The following is a 14,827-nucleotide window of genomic DNA, read 5'->3' on the forward strand; positions in this document are numbered from 1 at the left end:
ACCGCCGGTCAATGCCCGGACGACTCCTTGTGGTTGTCCAGGGTTTCAAGCAAGGCCACCTGCATCCGCGTATGCAGGCGGATGAACCAGCGCCAGAGCAGTGCCGCCACGGCAGTCGCCACCACGGCGATCAGTACGAGCAACTTGTTGGTCGGCAGGATGCTGGCCGACAAGGCTGCCAATAGCAGGAAAATCACCAACAGCGAGAGAATCGGGATCACTTCGGCGATCACCCGACGCACGCGCTGGGTGTGGCGGCCAGCCATCTCCGGCTTCACGCCCATCTCCGCCAGCAGCATCGACAGCGCCTTGAGCTTGCGATACGCGGCGATCAGGAACGGTAGCGACAGCAGCAACGCCCCACCCCAGATCAATGCTTTCTGCCAGCTCGGGTCGCTGATCCATGCTTGCAGGTAAGCCGACATCCGCTCGGCGAAAAAACCACCCGAGACAAAAATCGCAATCACCAGCGCCAGGTTGACACCGACCTGCAGCAAAATCCGCCGGATCATCGACGCCACCATCGCCCCTTCACCGTGGGGCTGGATGCTACGCAGCCATTCGCCATACATCCCCAGCACTCGTGTCAGCCGTTGTGGCATGACCGCCGCCAACTTGACGGACAGCGGGTCGGCAGCTCGAATCAGGTACGGCGTCAGCAGTGTGGTCAACACCGAGACAGCGACCGCAACCGGGTAGAGGAAATCGCTGGTGACCTGCAGGGTCATCCCCAACGACGCGATAATGAAGGAAAATTCGCCAATCTGCGAAAGCCCCATCCCAACGCGCAGCGAGGTGCGTCCGTCGTTACCGGCGATAAAGGCACCAAGGCCGCAGGACAACATCTTGCCGAGCACCACAGCGCCCGTGATCACCGCAATCGGCCAGGCGTACTGCAGCAATATCGCCGGATCGAGCATCAGCCCGATGGCGACGAAGAAGATCGCGCTGAACAGATCACGCACCGGCTCCACCAGTCGCTCGATCTTCAGCAGTTGCCGGGATTCGGCCATGATCGCACCGATCAGGAACGCCCCGAGTACCATGCTGTACTCCAGCTTCACCACCAGCAGGCAGAAGCCGAAACATAGGCCCAACACGGTAATCAGCAGCATTTCGTTGCTGTCGAACTTCGCCACGTAGGCCAGTACCCTCGGCACCAGCAGAATGCCGATGACCAACGCGACGATCATGAACAGCGACAACTTGCCGACGGTGGAAAACACCTCGCCGGAGCTCACGGTGCCGCTGACGGCGATGCTCGACAGCAAGGCGATGATGCCGATGCCCAGGATGTCCTCGACGATCAATACCCCGAAAATCAGCTGCGCGAAGCGTTCGTTCTTCATCTTCAGGTCGTTGAGGGCCTTGACGATGATGGTGGTGGAGGAAATGGCCAGGATCGCGCCCAGGAACAGCGAGTCCATGGCGCTCCACTCGAACCAGCGGCCGATTTCATAGCCGATCCAGATCATCAGCACAATTTCGAGGAACGCCGCGATGAAGGCCGTGGCGCCGACCTTGAACAGTTTACGCAGGCTGAATTCCAGGCCCAGGCAAAACATCAGGAAAATCACCCCGAGCTCGGCCAGGGTCTTGATCGTGTCTTCGTCGTGGATAAAACCGAACGGTGGCGTATGCGGGCCAATGATGAAGCCGGCCACGATGTAGCCCAGTACCACCGGTTGTTTGAAACGATGAAAGAGTACGGTCACCAGCCCCGCAACCATCATGATGATCGCCAAATCCTGAATGAAGCTGATGGCATGCATGTTGGGGCTCCCTGTTCAAAATGACTCACTGCAGAGCTGGAAAATCCGTTTCCTCTGTAGGAATTGCCCTCGCAACGGGCTTTTGAAGGGTAACACCGCGACTTCTGACAAAAAGACGGTGCAATATATGGAAACAGATCCATCGGCGCGTGACGGCAACCACAGGCGCAGCGTCCCGATATCGGTGGTTTTTAAAACCTGGTGCCCTGTTCGCAGGCCACTCCCCAGCACCCGTAGAGGTGCACTCCCGAATGACTGCCTTGAACCGTGAGTACGTTATGGAACCCGGAAATGCCCAGCTGTCGATGACGGTGTTGATGACCCCCGATATGGCCAACTTCTCTGGCAATGTCCATGGCGGCACCTTGCTCAAATATCTCGACGAAGTCGCCTACGCCTGCGCCAGCCGCTACGCCGGGCGCTACGTGGTGACACTGTCGGTTGACCAGGTCATCTTCCGTGAGCCGATTCATGTCGGCGAACTGGTGACCTTCCTGGCCTCGGTGAACTACACCGGCAACACGTCAATGGAAGTCGGCATCAAAGTCGTGACCGAAAATATTCGCGAACGCTCGGTGCGTCACACCAACAGTTGCTTCTTCACCATGGTTGCGGTGGATGACCAACGTAGGCCCGCGACCGTGCCGCCCTTGCAGCCGCAGAACAGCGAAGAAAAACGCCGCTACGAACAAGCCCAGCAACGCCGGCAAATCCGTCAGGAACTGGAGAGGCGCTACCAGGAGATCAAGGCGGACGGGCCTTAACCAGCCACTGGAAAACAACTGTGGGAGCGAGCTTGCTCGCGATGAGGCCATTACATTCAACATCAATGTCGACTGTTAGACCGCCATCGCGAGCAAGCTCGCTCCCACAGGGATTTGCAGCTGCAATCAGAGGCTGATTGGCACAGCCTCGAACCGCACCCGTGGATGGGCGATCCGGTCCTGGGCGCGGACCAGCTCCAGCTCATAGCTTGTGCAGGCCTGAGTCTCCAGCAGCACTTCGTGCACCGCCGCCGCGGTGAATTCGAACGCCGCCACGAGGCTGTCCCCCAACAGTATCCGCGCCAGGAACAAGCCCGACGTCAGGTCACCCACGCCCACCGGTTGACGCGGGAAAGCCAGCAGTGGGCGGCGCAGGTGCCAGTTGCCATCTGCGGTCACCAGCAGCATTTCGAAACTGTCATCGGGTTTGCCGGGGTAGGCCAGGTGCTTGACCAGCACCGCCTTCGGCCCACGGGCCAGCAACGCCCGAGCCATGGCCAGGCAATCGAGCAACGACTGGGCCTTGCGCCCCGAAAAACTGTCCAGTTCCAGTTGGTTCGGGCACATGAGGTCCGCCACGGCAGCGGCTTCTTCCAAGAGAAATTCGCTCACCTCGGGCGCCACGATGCAGCCCTTCTCCGGGTGCCCCATGACCGGGTCACACAGGTACAGCGCCTTGGGATTGGCAGCCTTGATCCGCGCCACACCCGTCAGAATCGCCCGCCCCTGGGCCGCGCTGCCCAGGTAACCGGACAATACCGCATCGCAATGCCCCAGCTCACCGATGGCTGCGATGCCTTCTACCAATGCCGGTATCTGCTCTGGCGCCAGCACCTCACCGGTCCATTGACCATACTGGGTGTGATTGGAAAATTGCACGGTATTGAGCGGCCAGACATTCACGCCGACCCGCTGCATCGGAAATACCGCGGCGCTATTGCCAGCGTGACCGAACACCACGTGGGACTGAATGGCAAGCAGATGAGGCGTACGTTTCATGCGGGAAATTTCCGTAAAACGATTGAAATTCAAGCCGCGCAGTATGCGACTAAACGCAGCCTGTACGACAGACCGGCGAGACAGTTAAGCTGACCGCAACTTGTTGGAGCACTTCGTTCATGCTGACCCTTGGAAACATCTTCGTGCTGATGCTGCTGGCCGCCGGCGGTGCCTGGCTGTGGCACAACCATGGCTTGCGCGAGCGGGCGTTGGCGAGGGTCATGCAGCATTGCACCAACCTCAAGATCGAGCTGCTGGACGGCAACGTGGCGCTGAAAAAAATCGGCTTCGTGAAGGACGCCAATGGTCGACGACGATTGGCTCGCGTCTACACCTTCGAGTTCACCGTCACCGGCGAAAGCCGTCATTCGGGCACCATCACCCAATTTGGTGCCCACAGCGCACACATAGAGCTGGCGCCCTACCCGATGCCCTTCGAAGAAACACCGCCAGCGCCCATTGAACCCGTCCAGACCAGGCCCAGGGCTGAAGTCATCGAGCTGAGCCAGTGGCGCCAGGAACACAACAAGTGGAAGCCTTGAGACAAGGCTGACTCAGGCACACCGACAACTCACCAGAGCGGCTTGCAGGCGATCAACGTCCTGCGGCTGATCGAAAATCAGCTCGATCCGGGAATCCTGGCGCCACTCACTGGCTTGCCAGCCCAGCGCAGCTCCCTCCAACGCATTGGCTGAAACCCAACCATCGAGGCTGTGGATAACCATCTTCGCCCGTTTCCAGTCCAGGCCTTGGAGGCATCGCGTCAGCGCCGCTGCGTCGAATCGTTGGCTTGGGTGCCAGCGCCAGCCGATACTCCAGCCACCGTCCTGCTGCTGATGCAGGCAGATTGGCTGCGTCGGGTCGGTCCAGATGGCCGGGATCTGGCCCAGACGCTTGGGCAGGTTCAAGTTATCCACAGCCCCACTGCCCCGAACCTCCAAGCCTGGCAATCGATCGATCGGTAATGCCGCGTGTTGCGTCCAGTACAACGCACGCCCAGAGAGCTGCGCCGTCACCCGTTCGCGATCGGCTTGCGTGAGGGTCTCGGACTTGTTCAGCACCAGCAGTCCGGCATCTGCCAGGGTTTGTCGCTGCGCGTCGGGCAAGGGCTTGCCCTCCGCCATCGCCCGGGCATCCAACACCAGCACACAAGGTTGTACCGTGAGCACGCCGAGCCATGGCGCCTCACTCAGTTGCCGCATCAACTGTGCCGGATGGCCCAGGCCCGAGGGTTCGATGAACAGCCGATCCGGTCGGGCCTTGCGTAGAAGGCGACCAAGACCGATCTGAAACGGCGCGCCATTGACGCAGCACAAGCAGCCGCCGGCCACTTCGCCCAGTGCGATACCATCGCCAGCCTGGGTCAGTAATGCGGCATCCAGGCCGATCTGGCCGAACTCGTTGATTAGCACCGCCCAGCGTTCATTGGCCGGGCGCTGGGCCAGCAGATGCCTGATCAGGCTGGTCTTGCCGGCGCCCAACGGGCCAGCGATGACATGGGTGGGAATGTGCTGCAACATAATCGACGGTTTTCGATGGAGGTGAATATGCGAATGATCGGCTGGTTGTTACTGGCACTGACGTCGGACCAGGCGCTGGCCCAAGCCTGCGTGGTTCACAGCCAGGCGGAGCGACTCGATGTGAAAGTCTGCCAACAGAACCGCAGCATTCCACAGAAGCTGTTTGCCGATGGCTTCTGCCAGCCGAACCTTGCCGGCCAGAAGGTCGAAGTGCAATACGTCGATCAATGCCCTGGCGGCGCGTTCGGCGTTTGCAGCAACGCCCAGGTCGCCAATATGCCTTACCGCCAGGATATTCACTATTACGGCGTGGCGACCGATGCCGCTTACCTGCAGCCATTTTGCGAAGGGCAAAGCCAAGGCACCTGGCTCAAGCCTTAAGCCAGCCAATCCAGCGTGAGAATCAGGCGACGCTCTCCCGGTGCGGGCTCCGGCGAGCGATGGATCAGGCCAAACCCCTCATTACCGTGCCATTTCTCGCCCTTAAGCAAACCGACATCGCCGCAACCAAACTGCTGGATCACGCGCGGATCAACCGGCTCGGCCTCAGGTTGTGCCAGGCGCCGGCGATCCATGACCTCTTCCTTGAGCCATTGGCTGCCGACGCCCGCATAGGTGGTCAGCAGCCGCACCGGCACGTGGTCAACGTGGAAGCGCGGGCACATGGCCTTGTCCAGCGTACGCAGGCGCAGACCGACACGTTGGGCGCCCAGCAGGCAGGCAAACGCGCTGACCAACCAGGAGACATCGGCGATAAAGCCTTCATAGCCCTGCAGGTCGCTGAAACCTGCGGCCAGGCCGTGCAGCGCCGGCTGGGTGTCTTCCTCTGGCAAGTCGAGCACCCGTGATTCGGCCAGCGGCTGGGCCATTGCCAGCACCATGGCCGCAAAATCGCTGATGTGTGCCGGAAGCTGACGCTGCCAGACCGCCAGGTTGGTGCCGTCGTCCAGGATCTGCGTGAATACCCCTGGCGTATCACCTTGGACCTGTCGTACCTGCGTCGCTCGTTTCAGACTGGGCGCCAGCATCACGCGGCAACCTCTTCATGCCATGGACCGAACGGATCCGGCAACAAACGCCAACTTTCGACGCCTTGGGCCATTTCCGCATCGGTGAGCAGGCAAGCGTCCAGTTCAGCGGCGAGTTGGCCAAAATCAATGTCCTGACCAATGAAGACCAGCTCCTGACGGCAATCGCCTGTGGCAGCCAGCCAGTTCTTCATGATCGCCGCTGTGCTCTCTTCATCCTGCGGCCATTGGTTTTTCGGCACGAACCGCCGCCAGCGCCCGGCGAAGCCATGCCGCATCAAACCTCCGGCCTGGGACCAACTGCCCGCCTCCTCTGGTTTGCTGGCCAGCCAGAAGAACCCCTTGGAGCGCAGGAGTTTGCCATTGGGCCACGGCCGGTCGATGAAGTTGAAGAACCGCTGGGGATGGAACGGACGGCGTGCCCGATAAGCGGTCGAAGCGATGCCATATTCCTCGGTTTCTGGCACGTGCTCACCGCGCAGTTCCTGTAGCCAGCCAGGTGCCTGGGCGGCGCGTTCGAAGTCGAAGAGGCCTGTGTCGAGGATTCTGCCCAGTGGCACCTGTCCCATGACCATGGGAATGATCTGCGCCTGGGCGTTGAGGCGCTGCAAAATCGCGGTCAATTCTTCCCGCTCGTGCTGGCTGATCAGGTCGATCTTGCTGATCAGAATCACGTCGGCGAACTCGATCTGTTCGATCAGCAGGTCGGTGATCGAGCGCTCATCCTCCTCACCCAGGGTTTCGCCCCGTGACGCCAGGCTTTCGGCGGCCTGGTAATCCAGCAGGAAATTCACCCCATCGACCACTGTTACCATGGTGTCAAGTCGTGCCACATCGGCCAGGCTTCGGCCTTCTTCATCACGAAACGTGAAGGTTTCCGCCACTGGCAGCGGTTCGGAAATGCCCGTGGATTCGATCAGCAGGTAATCGAAACGTCCTTCCCGGGCGAGTTGCCCGACTTCTTCGAGCAGGTCCTCACGCAACGTGCAGCAGATGCAGCCGTTGCTCATTTCCACCAATTTCTCTTCGGAACGACTCAGGGTGACATCCCGCTGGACTTCGCTGCCATCGATGTTGATCTCGCTCATATCGTTGACGATCACGGCAACTCGCAGATTGTCGCGATTGCGCAGGACGTGGTTGAGCAGCGTGCTTTTACCGGCACCGAGGAATCCGGACAGCACGGTTACGGGAAGGCGATTGGGCATCGGTATATCCTCATCGGGCGGCCGCTTCGACGACGGCTCATTTCCAGGGTTTGGCTAGGTTCAGGGTCTGGATAGTTTTTATGTTATAGTATAACAATACGATTCAGCCAGCCCCGCCGGTCCTCATTGGTCTGAGATCAATCCATGCACAATCATCTGAAAATCGTTTTTGCCGTCCCGCTGTTGCTGTGGGCGCTAGGCGCTGCGGCCCAAAGTCCACTCTTGGCGAACTGCACTCGCAGCGCGAATTTGCTGGCCTGCGTAGATATGCAAGGCAATGCCTATAGCGTCGCGACGGCTGGAAACACGATTTATTTGCGCGGCTTTGAAGCCGCCAGTCGCCGTTATTGGGCACAAACAAATAGCCGTTACGGTCAGCTCACATTCTTTACCGGCTTGGCGTCAGATGGAGAAAGTTGGGTTGGGTACAGTCGGCGTGTGGGCTGGACAACTCTCAATCGCTTTTCAAGCTCGGGCGGTAGCACCGGCGCATTTACATGCGGCCGCATGAACGGCTGTCAGGACTCATCGCGCTGATGTTTCACGTGGAACGTAGGCGGTTTTTGGGGAGATGAAACTCCTTTCATGGAAAAGGTTTCTAAAAATTTACTGTTATACTATAACATCTAATTTTGAACCTTCGATGGACCTTGACCATGAATGCGTTAACGCTGCCCGACGTGGCTGCGCAGGTTTCACGTCAAACCCTGCCCCTTGATTGGGTGGGCATGTGTGGCATCGCAACGCCGGTGTTGATTGACGGCCAGCGTATCAGTGCAACGGCCGATGCCGGTGTCAGCCTCGATGACGGTGAGGCGCGGGGCATTCACATGTCACGCTTATACCTGGCGCTGGGGTTACTTGAAGAGACGCCACTTTCGCCAGCGCTATTGCGTCGAATCCTCGAACAATTTCTCGATAGTCACGAAGGCTTGTCCCAAACGGCTTCACTCAGCGTGCATACCGATCTACTGTTAAAACGTCCGGCGTTGATCAGCCCGTTGGCAGGTTGGAAAGGCTATCCAGTGAGCATCGAAGCTCACTTGAAAAACACAATGTTCCACGTGGAACTGAAAATTCAGATCCCCTACTCCTCGACTTGCCCTTGTTCGGCAGCCCTTGCCCGGCAGTTGATCCAACAGCAATTTGTCGACGACTTTGCTAACAAGCAACTTGAGCATGCCGAAGTCCTCGCCTGGCTGGGTTCATCGAACGGCATTGTCGCCACCCCCCATAGTCAGCGCAGCACGGCGACCTTGAACCTGCGCCTGGACGCCGCTGTTGACGAATTACCGCTGCAGTCGTTCATCAACCAAGCCGAAGCAGCCCTCGGCACCGCCGTGCAAACCGCCGTCAAACGCGCCGATGAACAAGCATTCGCCCTGGCCAACGGCCAAAACCTGATGTTCTGCGAAGATGCCGCGCGGCGATTGAGCACGGCCCTGGCCCGCTCATCGGCGATCACCGCTCTGGATGTCCGCGTCGTGCATGCCGAAAGCCTTCATGCCCATGACGCCGTGGCGCAAAGCCGCTGGACCCGGGAGCCATCATGATCAACTGCCAAGCACTGCGCTGGGGTGCCCCCGGACACCCCCTCACACCGCCCCTCGCCATGGAGCGACCGGCGGGCAGCCTCACCGCCATCATCGGTGCCAACGGCTCGGGCAAAAGCAGCCTGTTGAAAGTGCTTGCGGGGCTGCAAAAGCCGCTAGCCGGCAAAGTCGCGTTGAATGTTCCACGGCGTGGCGGGGTTTCATTCCTGCCTCAGCAGCAACATTTGGATCGGCAATTTCCCATCAGTTTGCAAGACCTGGTGGCGGCCGGTTCTTGGGGCAATCGCCACACACCCGCCATGCGTCGACAGTTGCTGCAGACCGTACTGGACGATTGGGCGCTGAACGGCCTTGAGCATCGTCCGCTGATGGCGCTGTCGGGAGGCGAGTTGCAACGTGCCCTGCTCGCGCGCTTGGGCTTGGCCGAAGCGCCCTTGCTGTTGCTCGACGAACCCCACGCCGCCCTCGACGAACAAGGCCAGGCGCTACTGTGGAAACACATTCATCGCTGGCACGCCGCAGGCAGGACCCTCGTGGTGGTGTGTCATGACCTCGCCGCGGTACGCCAACATGTCCCTCATACGTTGGTGATCAAAAACACCGGCTGCGTGCTGGGCCGCAGTGTCGACTTGATTGCCCAACAACCCCAAACGTGGGTGGCCTGATGCTCGCGGCCACGCATTTCTGGCAACCGTTCCAAGAGTTTCTCTTCATGCGCCGGGCCTTGCTGGGGGGGCTGGTGTTGGCGTGTAGTACTGCGCCGTTGGGTGTGTTCCTGATTCTTCGGCGCATGAGCCTGATTGGTGACGCCGTGGCTCACGGCATCCTGCCCGGCGCCGCCCTCGGCTTCTGGTTTGCCGGGCTGAGCCTACCGGCCTTGACCCTGGGCGGCCTGGGCGCTGGCCTGAGCATGGCCGGGCTCGCCGCCTGGATCACCCGTCGTACCGGCCTGCGAGAGGACGCCAGCCTCGCGGCGATTTATCCCATTTCTCTGGCGGCGGGTGTCCTGATCCTCGGCATCGCCGGCAAACGCCTGGACTTGCTTCATCTGCTGTTCGGCTCGGCCCTGGCGGTAGACGGCCCGACACTCACCGGCATGGTGTGGGTTTCCGGCGCCAGCCTGGTGGCGATGGCGTTGATCTATCGACCACTGCTGCTCGATACCCTGGATCCGCTGTTCCTGCAAACCGTCAGTCGACTCGGCCCGTTGGCCCATGGTGTGTTCCTGACTCTGGTGGTGTTGAACCTGGTGATCGGCTTCCAGGCCATCGGTGCGCTGATGGTGGTTGGCTTGATGATGCTGCCGGCCGCCGCGTCACGATTCTGGAGCCGTCGCCTGCCGCTGCTGATGCTGATCGCCGGGCTGCTCGGTTGCCTCTCGGTTTGGCTTGGCCTGCTCTTGTCGTTCTATTACTCACTGCCCAGCGGGCCGTCCATCGTTCTGGTGGCAGGCGTGTCGTATCTGTTGTCGGTGGTATTCGGTCCGGTGCACGGTTTGTTGCGCCGCCCGCCTTTGCTCACATCCCAATGAGGTGTCTCCCGATGCGCGTTCTGCTCGTGCTACTCAGTCTGATGCTGTCCATGTCCGTGTTCGCCGCCGAAAAACTCCAGGTAGTGACCAGCTTCAGCATCCTCGCCGACATGACCCGACAGGTCGGCGGTGAGCATATTCAAATCACCAACATGGTCGGGCCGGACGCCGATGCACACACCTACGAACCCACGCCAGACGACGCCAAGGCGTTGCTCAGGGCAAAACTGATCATCAAGAATGGCTTGGGCTTCGAGCCGTGGCTGGACCGCCTGGTGACCAGCACCGAAACCAGCGCCCCGGTGATCAGCGCCAGCCGCGGCGTCATCCCGCGGTCACTGGATGAGGATGGCGAGACCATTCCCGACCCGCACGCGTGGCACAACCTGGCGAACGCCGAGCTGTACGTCAGCAACATCACCAAGGCACTGGAAGCTGCCGACCCGGCCAACAAGGCCGATTACGAACGCAACAGCCAAGCGTACCTGAAGAAAATCTACGCCCTGCTCGCCGAAGCCAAGGCCAAGCTCGGTGCGTTACCTGCCGGTAATCGCAAGATCGTGACCTCCCACGATGCATTCGGTTACCTGGGCCAGGCCTATGGCATCGAGTTCATGGCCCCCCAGGGTTTGTCCACCGAACGTGAACCGTCGGCGGCGGAAGTCGCGGCGCTGATTACTCAGATCCGTCAGGCCAAAGTCAAAGCGGTGTTCATGGAAAACATCAAGGATGCGCGTCTGCTCAAGCAGATCGCCGACGAGAGCGGCGCGCACATCGGCGGCACGTTGTATTCCGACGCACTCGCCGCCAGCGGACCGGCCAGCACGTTTACCGGCCTGTTTGAATACAACCTCAACACGTTGTATGAGGCGTTGAGTCGGCCTTGATCGAGCACTGTGGGAGCAAGGCTTGCCCGCGATGAGCGGTGATGCGCTTAGCGATTCACCGAGTTGTCTGCATCGCGAGCAAGCTTTGCTCTCACAGGTTCAACAAGGATTCCCTCATACCCGATTCAAGCCCTTGGCTTGACCGTCCCGCAATCCTGCCCCAACCATACCGCGCGCGTGTCGAGGCTGCCGTTCTGCTGGATGCCGGTGGCATTGAACGTGCCGTTGACCTTGGTGGTGAATTCACGATCGCTCTGGAAGGTCGCGACGCCATTACCCTGGGCTTTCGGGCAACTGAAGCGAAACTTCCACTGATTACCGGTGCGCTCGGTGATCTGCTGCTTGCAACCCGATTGCGGGTCTTGCAGCGGAATGTCATTGGTTTGCACCTGCGCCGGGGTCAGGCACACACGAATGCCCTTACCGCCCATAGTGATGCCTTGCTTTTCCAGCATCGCCCGTTGCTCCGGGGTCATCTGGGTTTGCAACTGGCCGAGGATCAGTTGCAGGTCCGGCAGGTTCTGGTTATCGACCTTCATGTTGCTGGTGGTCAATTCCCACAAACCCGGTTGGAGCATCTGCGCCTGAGCCGCCATCGGAACCGACAAACCCATCGTCAAGGCCACACCCAGCAGACGAACATTCATTACACGAACTCCAGAGGACAAGTGGCCGTTAGACGCCGCCCACGGGCTTCGGTTCAGGGCCCGAACCTGTGAATTAATTAGCGACATTCGCCCTGGAACATGGTCTGTTAAGCATTGAAACTTCAGGAGCAAGGCTGCCCCATGGATTATTTCGGCCCGCATGTTTTCGGTTACCTGATCGCGCTGCTCCATACCCTGGGTTCCATCGCTGCTGTCCACGCCGTACTGACGGTGCGTACAGCCCAGGGCTCGATTGCCTGGGCCTTGTCGCTGACCTTCATTCCCTACCTGACGTTGATTCCTTATCTGGTGTTCGGCCGCAGCACGTTCGATGGTTACATCAAGGCGCGCCGACAAGCCAACGAAGAGATGCGCAAGGCGATCTCCGAGCTGAACTGGCGCCCCTGGGTCGAAGAGGCCCTGACCGCGCGCGCCTCCCAGGCCTACGCCTCGTTACGGGCCATGCCGAAACTGGGACGCACGCCGTGCCTGGCGAATAACCAGGTACGTTTGCTCGTCAACGGCCATGCCACGTTCGAAGCGATTTTCCAGGCCATCGAGCAGGCACGACAGGCCGTGCTGATTCAGTTTTTCATCATCCATGACGACCGCCTCGGTCAACGCCTGCACACGCTGCTCCTGAAGAAAGCCGCCGAAGGCGTCGCCGTGTATCTGCTCTATGACCGCATCGGCAGCCATTCCCTGCCCCACCGCTACGTGCAGGCCTTGCGCGACGGTGGCGTCCATGTAAAAGCCTTCGCCACCCGCAGCGGCTGGCTCAATCGGTTCCAGGTCAACTTTCGCAACCATCGCAAGATCGTGGTGGTGGACGGCGTGCAAGGGTTCGTCGGCGGGCACAACGTGGGTGACGAATACATGGGCGATAAACCGCCCCTGGCCCCGTGGCGCGACACCCATGTGCAAGTGAGCGGGCCGGTGGTGGCGAGTATGCAAGAGTCGTTCGCCGAAGACTGGTTCTGGGCGGCCCGTTCCCTGCCCCCGCTGATCCTGCCGGACAGCTACCCGGACGACGGCGTGCTGTGCCAGTTGCTGGCGAGCGGCCCGGCCGATGACTATGAAACCTGTTCATTGTTTTTCGTCGAGGCCATTCACGCCGCCAGCGAACGCGTCTGGATCACCACACCCTACTTCATCCCCGACGAAGCGGTATTCGCCGCCTTGCGCCTGGCGGTACTGCGCGGCGTGGATGTGCGCATCCTGCTGCCGTCGCGGCCCGACCACAAGATCGTCTACGCAGCATCCAGCCTGTATGCGTTTGAAGCGGTGCGGGCCGGTGTGCGGATGTTCCGTTATGGGCCGGGCTTTCTGCATCAGAAAGTGGTGTTGATCGATCGCGAAATCAGCGCCATTGGCAGTGCGAACCTGGACAACCGTTCGTTCCGCTTGAACTTCGAAGTCATGCTGCTCACCGTGGATATCCCGTTCGCCAGCGAAGTCGAACAGATGCTCGAAGAAGACTTTGCCCAAGCCCAGGAAATCGACACACAGGAAAGCCGGGAGACCCACCGCCTGCAGAAGGTCGGCATGCGGATCGCCCGGCTTATTTCGCCGATTCTCTAAGGCCTGTAGATGTCGTCGCGGGTCCACGGCAGCTCATGGCTACCGTCGGCATGGGCCTTCACCGCCAGGATCTGGTGGAGGTTGATCCAGCCCTTGGCGAACGCGTAAGCGCAGCCGGCCAAGTACAGACGCCAGATCCGCAATGCCTGCTCCGACACCTCCTTCGACGCTGACTCGAGGTTGTCCTCCAGGCGTTCACTCCAGTGATCGAGCGTGCGTGCATAGTGCATACGCAAGCTTTCCACATCGACGATCTCCAGCCCCGCTTCGCTGATGTGGGCGGAAATCATCGACAGGTGCGGCAGCTCGCCGTTGGGGAATACGTACTTCTCAATGAACTCGCCCGCGCCGCGACCGACCGGACGCCCGTCGGTGTGCTTGGCGGTGATGCCATGGTTCATCACCAGCCCACCCTCACGCACCGCGCCGAACAGCGTCTTGCAGTACTGTTCCAGATTGGCGTGGCCGACATGCTCGAACATACCCACGCTGACCACTTTGTCGAAGCGGCCGTCCTGGGGCAGATCGCGGTAATCCAGCAGTTGCAACTCGACCTGATCCTCCAGGCCTTCGGCCTTGACGCGTTCCCGGGCCAGCGTCAGTTGCGCCTTGCTCAGGGTAATGCCGAAGACCTTGGCGCCAAACTCCCGCGCGGCATAACGCGCCAGGCCACCCCATCCGCAACCGACATCCAACAGGTAGTCACCCGGTTGCAGTCGCAGCTTGCGACACAGGTGGCGGAACTTGGCTTGCTGGGCCTGTTCGAGGGTTTCGCTGCCCGTCTCGAAATAGGCACAGGAATAGGCCATGTCGCTATCGAGCCATAGCTGATAAAACGCGTTGGAAAGATCGTAGTGGTAGGAAATCGCCTTGGCGTCGGTTTCCTTGTCGTGGACCGAGCGCACCGGCTGGTTGTCGGGATCGTCATCCACCAATGCCTGGCTCAATTCATCGCAGACCCGAATGACTTCGTGGATAGAACCTTCGAGCTCCAGCTTGCCTTCGACAAACGCAGCCCCCAATGCGTCCAGGCTGGGGTGGGTGAATTGCGCGACCATTTGTGGGTCCTTGACCACAATCGTGACGCTGGGGTCGTCCCCCAGTGAAAATTCATGGCCATCCCAGAGCCGCAGCCGAAGCGGTAGATGCAGATTCTGTAAGGCCGGTGGAAGTTGCGCGAGCATGGAAAATCCCCCTTGTTTCAGACGTCTGAAATGAGGGTAGACCATGCTAGAAAAATAGCAGGCTATCGAATTTATAGCCTTTTTCTATCGCTGTCCCAAATCACTCCTGTGGTGGGTCACTGCTGCGGCGGTACGCCCTCTCCAATAGCAGAC

The 14,827-nt window shown here is 60.1% G+C and carries 16 protein-coding genes; 9 read left to right on the forward strand and 7 right to left on the reverse strand.

Features of this window, described 5'->3' with window-relative positions:
• Positions 1–8 precede the first annotated feature (8 nt).
• Entirely contained in the window at positions 9–1,772 is a 1,764-nt protein-coding gene (locus AC515T_RS28740; protein ID WP_496530897.1) for a cation:proton antiporter, read from the reverse strand.
• Between the two features lie 278 nt (positions 1,773–2,050).
• On the opposite strand from AC515T_RS28740, the gene AC515T_RS28745 reads away from it, so the two are divergent.
• Positions 2,051–2,536 (forward strand): acyl-CoA thioesterase, encoded by a 486-nt coding sequence (locus AC515T_RS28745; RefSeq protein WP_496533203.1) that lies wholly within the window; start codon positions 2,051–2,053, stop codon positions 2,534–2,536.
• Positions 2,537–2,662: 126 nt separating this feature from the next.
• On the opposite strand, the gene pdxY is transcribed toward AC515T_RS28745, so the two are convergent.
• Positions 2,663–3,535, reverse strand: a complete 873-nt coding sequence (gene pdxY / locus AC515T_RS28750; protein WP_496530898.1) for a pyridoxal kinase PdxY — start codon at positions 3,533–3,535, stop codon at positions 2,663–2,665.
• Between the two features lie 119 nt (positions 3,536–3,654).
• Between pdxY and AC515T_RS28755 the strand changes: the two genes are divergently transcribed.
• Positions 3,655–4,077: a DUF3301 domain-containing protein gene (locus AC515T_RS28755; RefSeq protein WP_496530899.1), complete on the forward strand. Its 423-nt coding sequence runs from the start codon at positions 3,655–3,657 to the stop codon at positions 4,075–4,077.
• Positions 4,078–4,089: 12 nt separating this feature from the next.
• Here the strand turns inward: AC515T_RS28755 and AC515T_RS28760 are convergent, their stop codons facing one another.
• A complete protein-coding gene (locus AC515T_RS28760; protein ID WP_496530900.1) occupies positions 4,090–5,055 on the reverse strand; it encodes a CobW family GTP-binding protein in 966 nt (321 codons plus the stop codon).
• 27 nt (positions 5,056–5,082) lie between these two features.
• Here AC515T_RS28760 and AC515T_RS28765 point away from each other — a divergent pair, with 27 nt between their 5' ends.
• Positions 5,083–5,436, forward strand: a complete 354-nt coding sequence (locus AC515T_RS28765) for an NADH:ubiquinone oxidoreductase (protein WP_496530901.1) — start codon at positions 5,083–5,085, stop codon at positions 5,434–5,436.
• Here AC515T_RS28765 and AC515T_RS28770 read toward each other — a convergent pair.
• Complete coding sequence (locus tag AC515T_RS28770) at positions 5,433–6,083, reverse strand: DUF1826 domain-containing protein (RefSeq protein WP_496530902.1); 651 nt, start codon at positions 6,081–6,083, stop codon at positions 5,433–5,435. The genes AC515T_RS28765 and AC515T_RS28770 overlap by 4 nt on opposite strands.
• A complete protein-coding gene (gene zigA, locus AC515T_RS28775; RefSeq protein WP_496530903.1) occupies positions 6,083–7,291 on the reverse strand; it encodes a zinc metallochaperone GTPase ZigA in 1,209 nt (402 codons plus the stop codon). Before zigA ends, AC515T_RS28770 begins: the two co-directional genes overlap by 1 nt.
• Positions 7,292–7,435: 144 nt before the next feature.
• Here zigA and AC515T_RS28780 point away from each other — a divergent pair, with 144 nt between their 5' ends.
• The 5 genes from AC515T_RS28780 to AC515T_RS28800 all read left to right on the forward strand — a co-directional run bounded on the left by AC515T_RS28780 (position 7,436) and on the right by AC515T_RS28800 (position 11,262).
• The gene (locus AC515T_RS28780; protein ID WP_496530904.1) at positions 7,436–7,828 is read left to right on the forward strand and encodes a glutamine synthetase; all 393 of its coding nucleotides are present in this window, start codon (positions 7,436–7,438) and stop codon (positions 7,826–7,828) included.
• A 119-nt stretch (positions 7,829–7,947) separates the two neighbouring features.
• Entirely contained in the window at positions 7,948–8,844 is an 897-nt protein-coding gene (gene folE2, locus AC515T_RS28785) for a GTP cyclohydrolase FolE2 (RefSeq protein ID WP_496530905.1), read from the forward strand.
• Positions 8,841–9,509: a metal ABC transporter ATP-binding protein gene (locus AC515T_RS28790; RefSeq protein WP_496530906.1), complete on the forward strand. Its 669-nt coding sequence runs from the start codon at positions 8,841–8,843 to the stop codon at positions 9,507–9,509. The genes folE2 and AC515T_RS28790 overlap by 4 nt, the downstream gene beginning before the upstream one ends.
• Positions 9,509–10,375, forward strand: coding sequence for a metal ABC transporter permease (locus tag AC515T_RS28795; protein ID WP_496530907.1), 867 nt, complete (start codon positions 9,509–9,511; stop codon positions 10,373–10,375). Before AC515T_RS28790 ends, AC515T_RS28795 begins: the two co-directional genes overlap by 1 nt.
• Positions 10,376–10,386: 11 nt before the next feature.
• Positions 10,387–11,262 (forward strand): metal ABC transporter substrate-binding protein, encoded by an 876-nt coding sequence (locus tag AC515T_RS28800; protein ID WP_496530908.1) that lies wholly within the window; start codon positions 10,387–10,389, stop codon positions 11,260–11,262.
• Between the two features lie 125 nt (positions 11,263–11,387).
• On the opposite strand, the gene AC515T_RS28805 is transcribed toward AC515T_RS28800, so the two are convergent.
• Positions 11,388–11,909, reverse strand: a complete 522-nt coding sequence (locus AC515T_RS28805) for a DUF3617 domain-containing protein (RefSeq protein ID WP_496530909.1) — start codon at positions 11,907–11,909, stop codon at positions 11,388–11,390.
• A 141-nt stretch (positions 11,910–12,050) separates the two neighbouring features.
• Between AC515T_RS28805 and cls the strand changes: the two genes are divergently transcribed.
• Positions 12,051–13,490, forward strand: a complete 1,440-nt coding sequence (gene cls / locus AC515T_RS28810; protein WP_496530910.1) for a cardiolipin synthase — start codon at positions 12,051–12,053, stop codon at positions 13,488–13,490.
• On the opposite strand, the gene cfaB is transcribed toward cls, so the two are convergent.
• Positions 13,487–14,674, reverse strand: coding sequence for a C17 cyclopropane fatty acid synthase CfaB (gene cfaB, locus AC515T_RS28815; RefSeq protein WP_496530911.1), 1,188 nt, complete (start codon positions 14,672–14,674; stop codon positions 13,487–13,489). The two genes, cls and cfaB, sit on opposite strands and share 4 nt — an antisense overlap.
• Positions 14,675–14,827 lie beyond the last annotated feature (153 nt).

This window comes from Pseudomonas sp. FSO-7 (assembly GCF_059579345.1).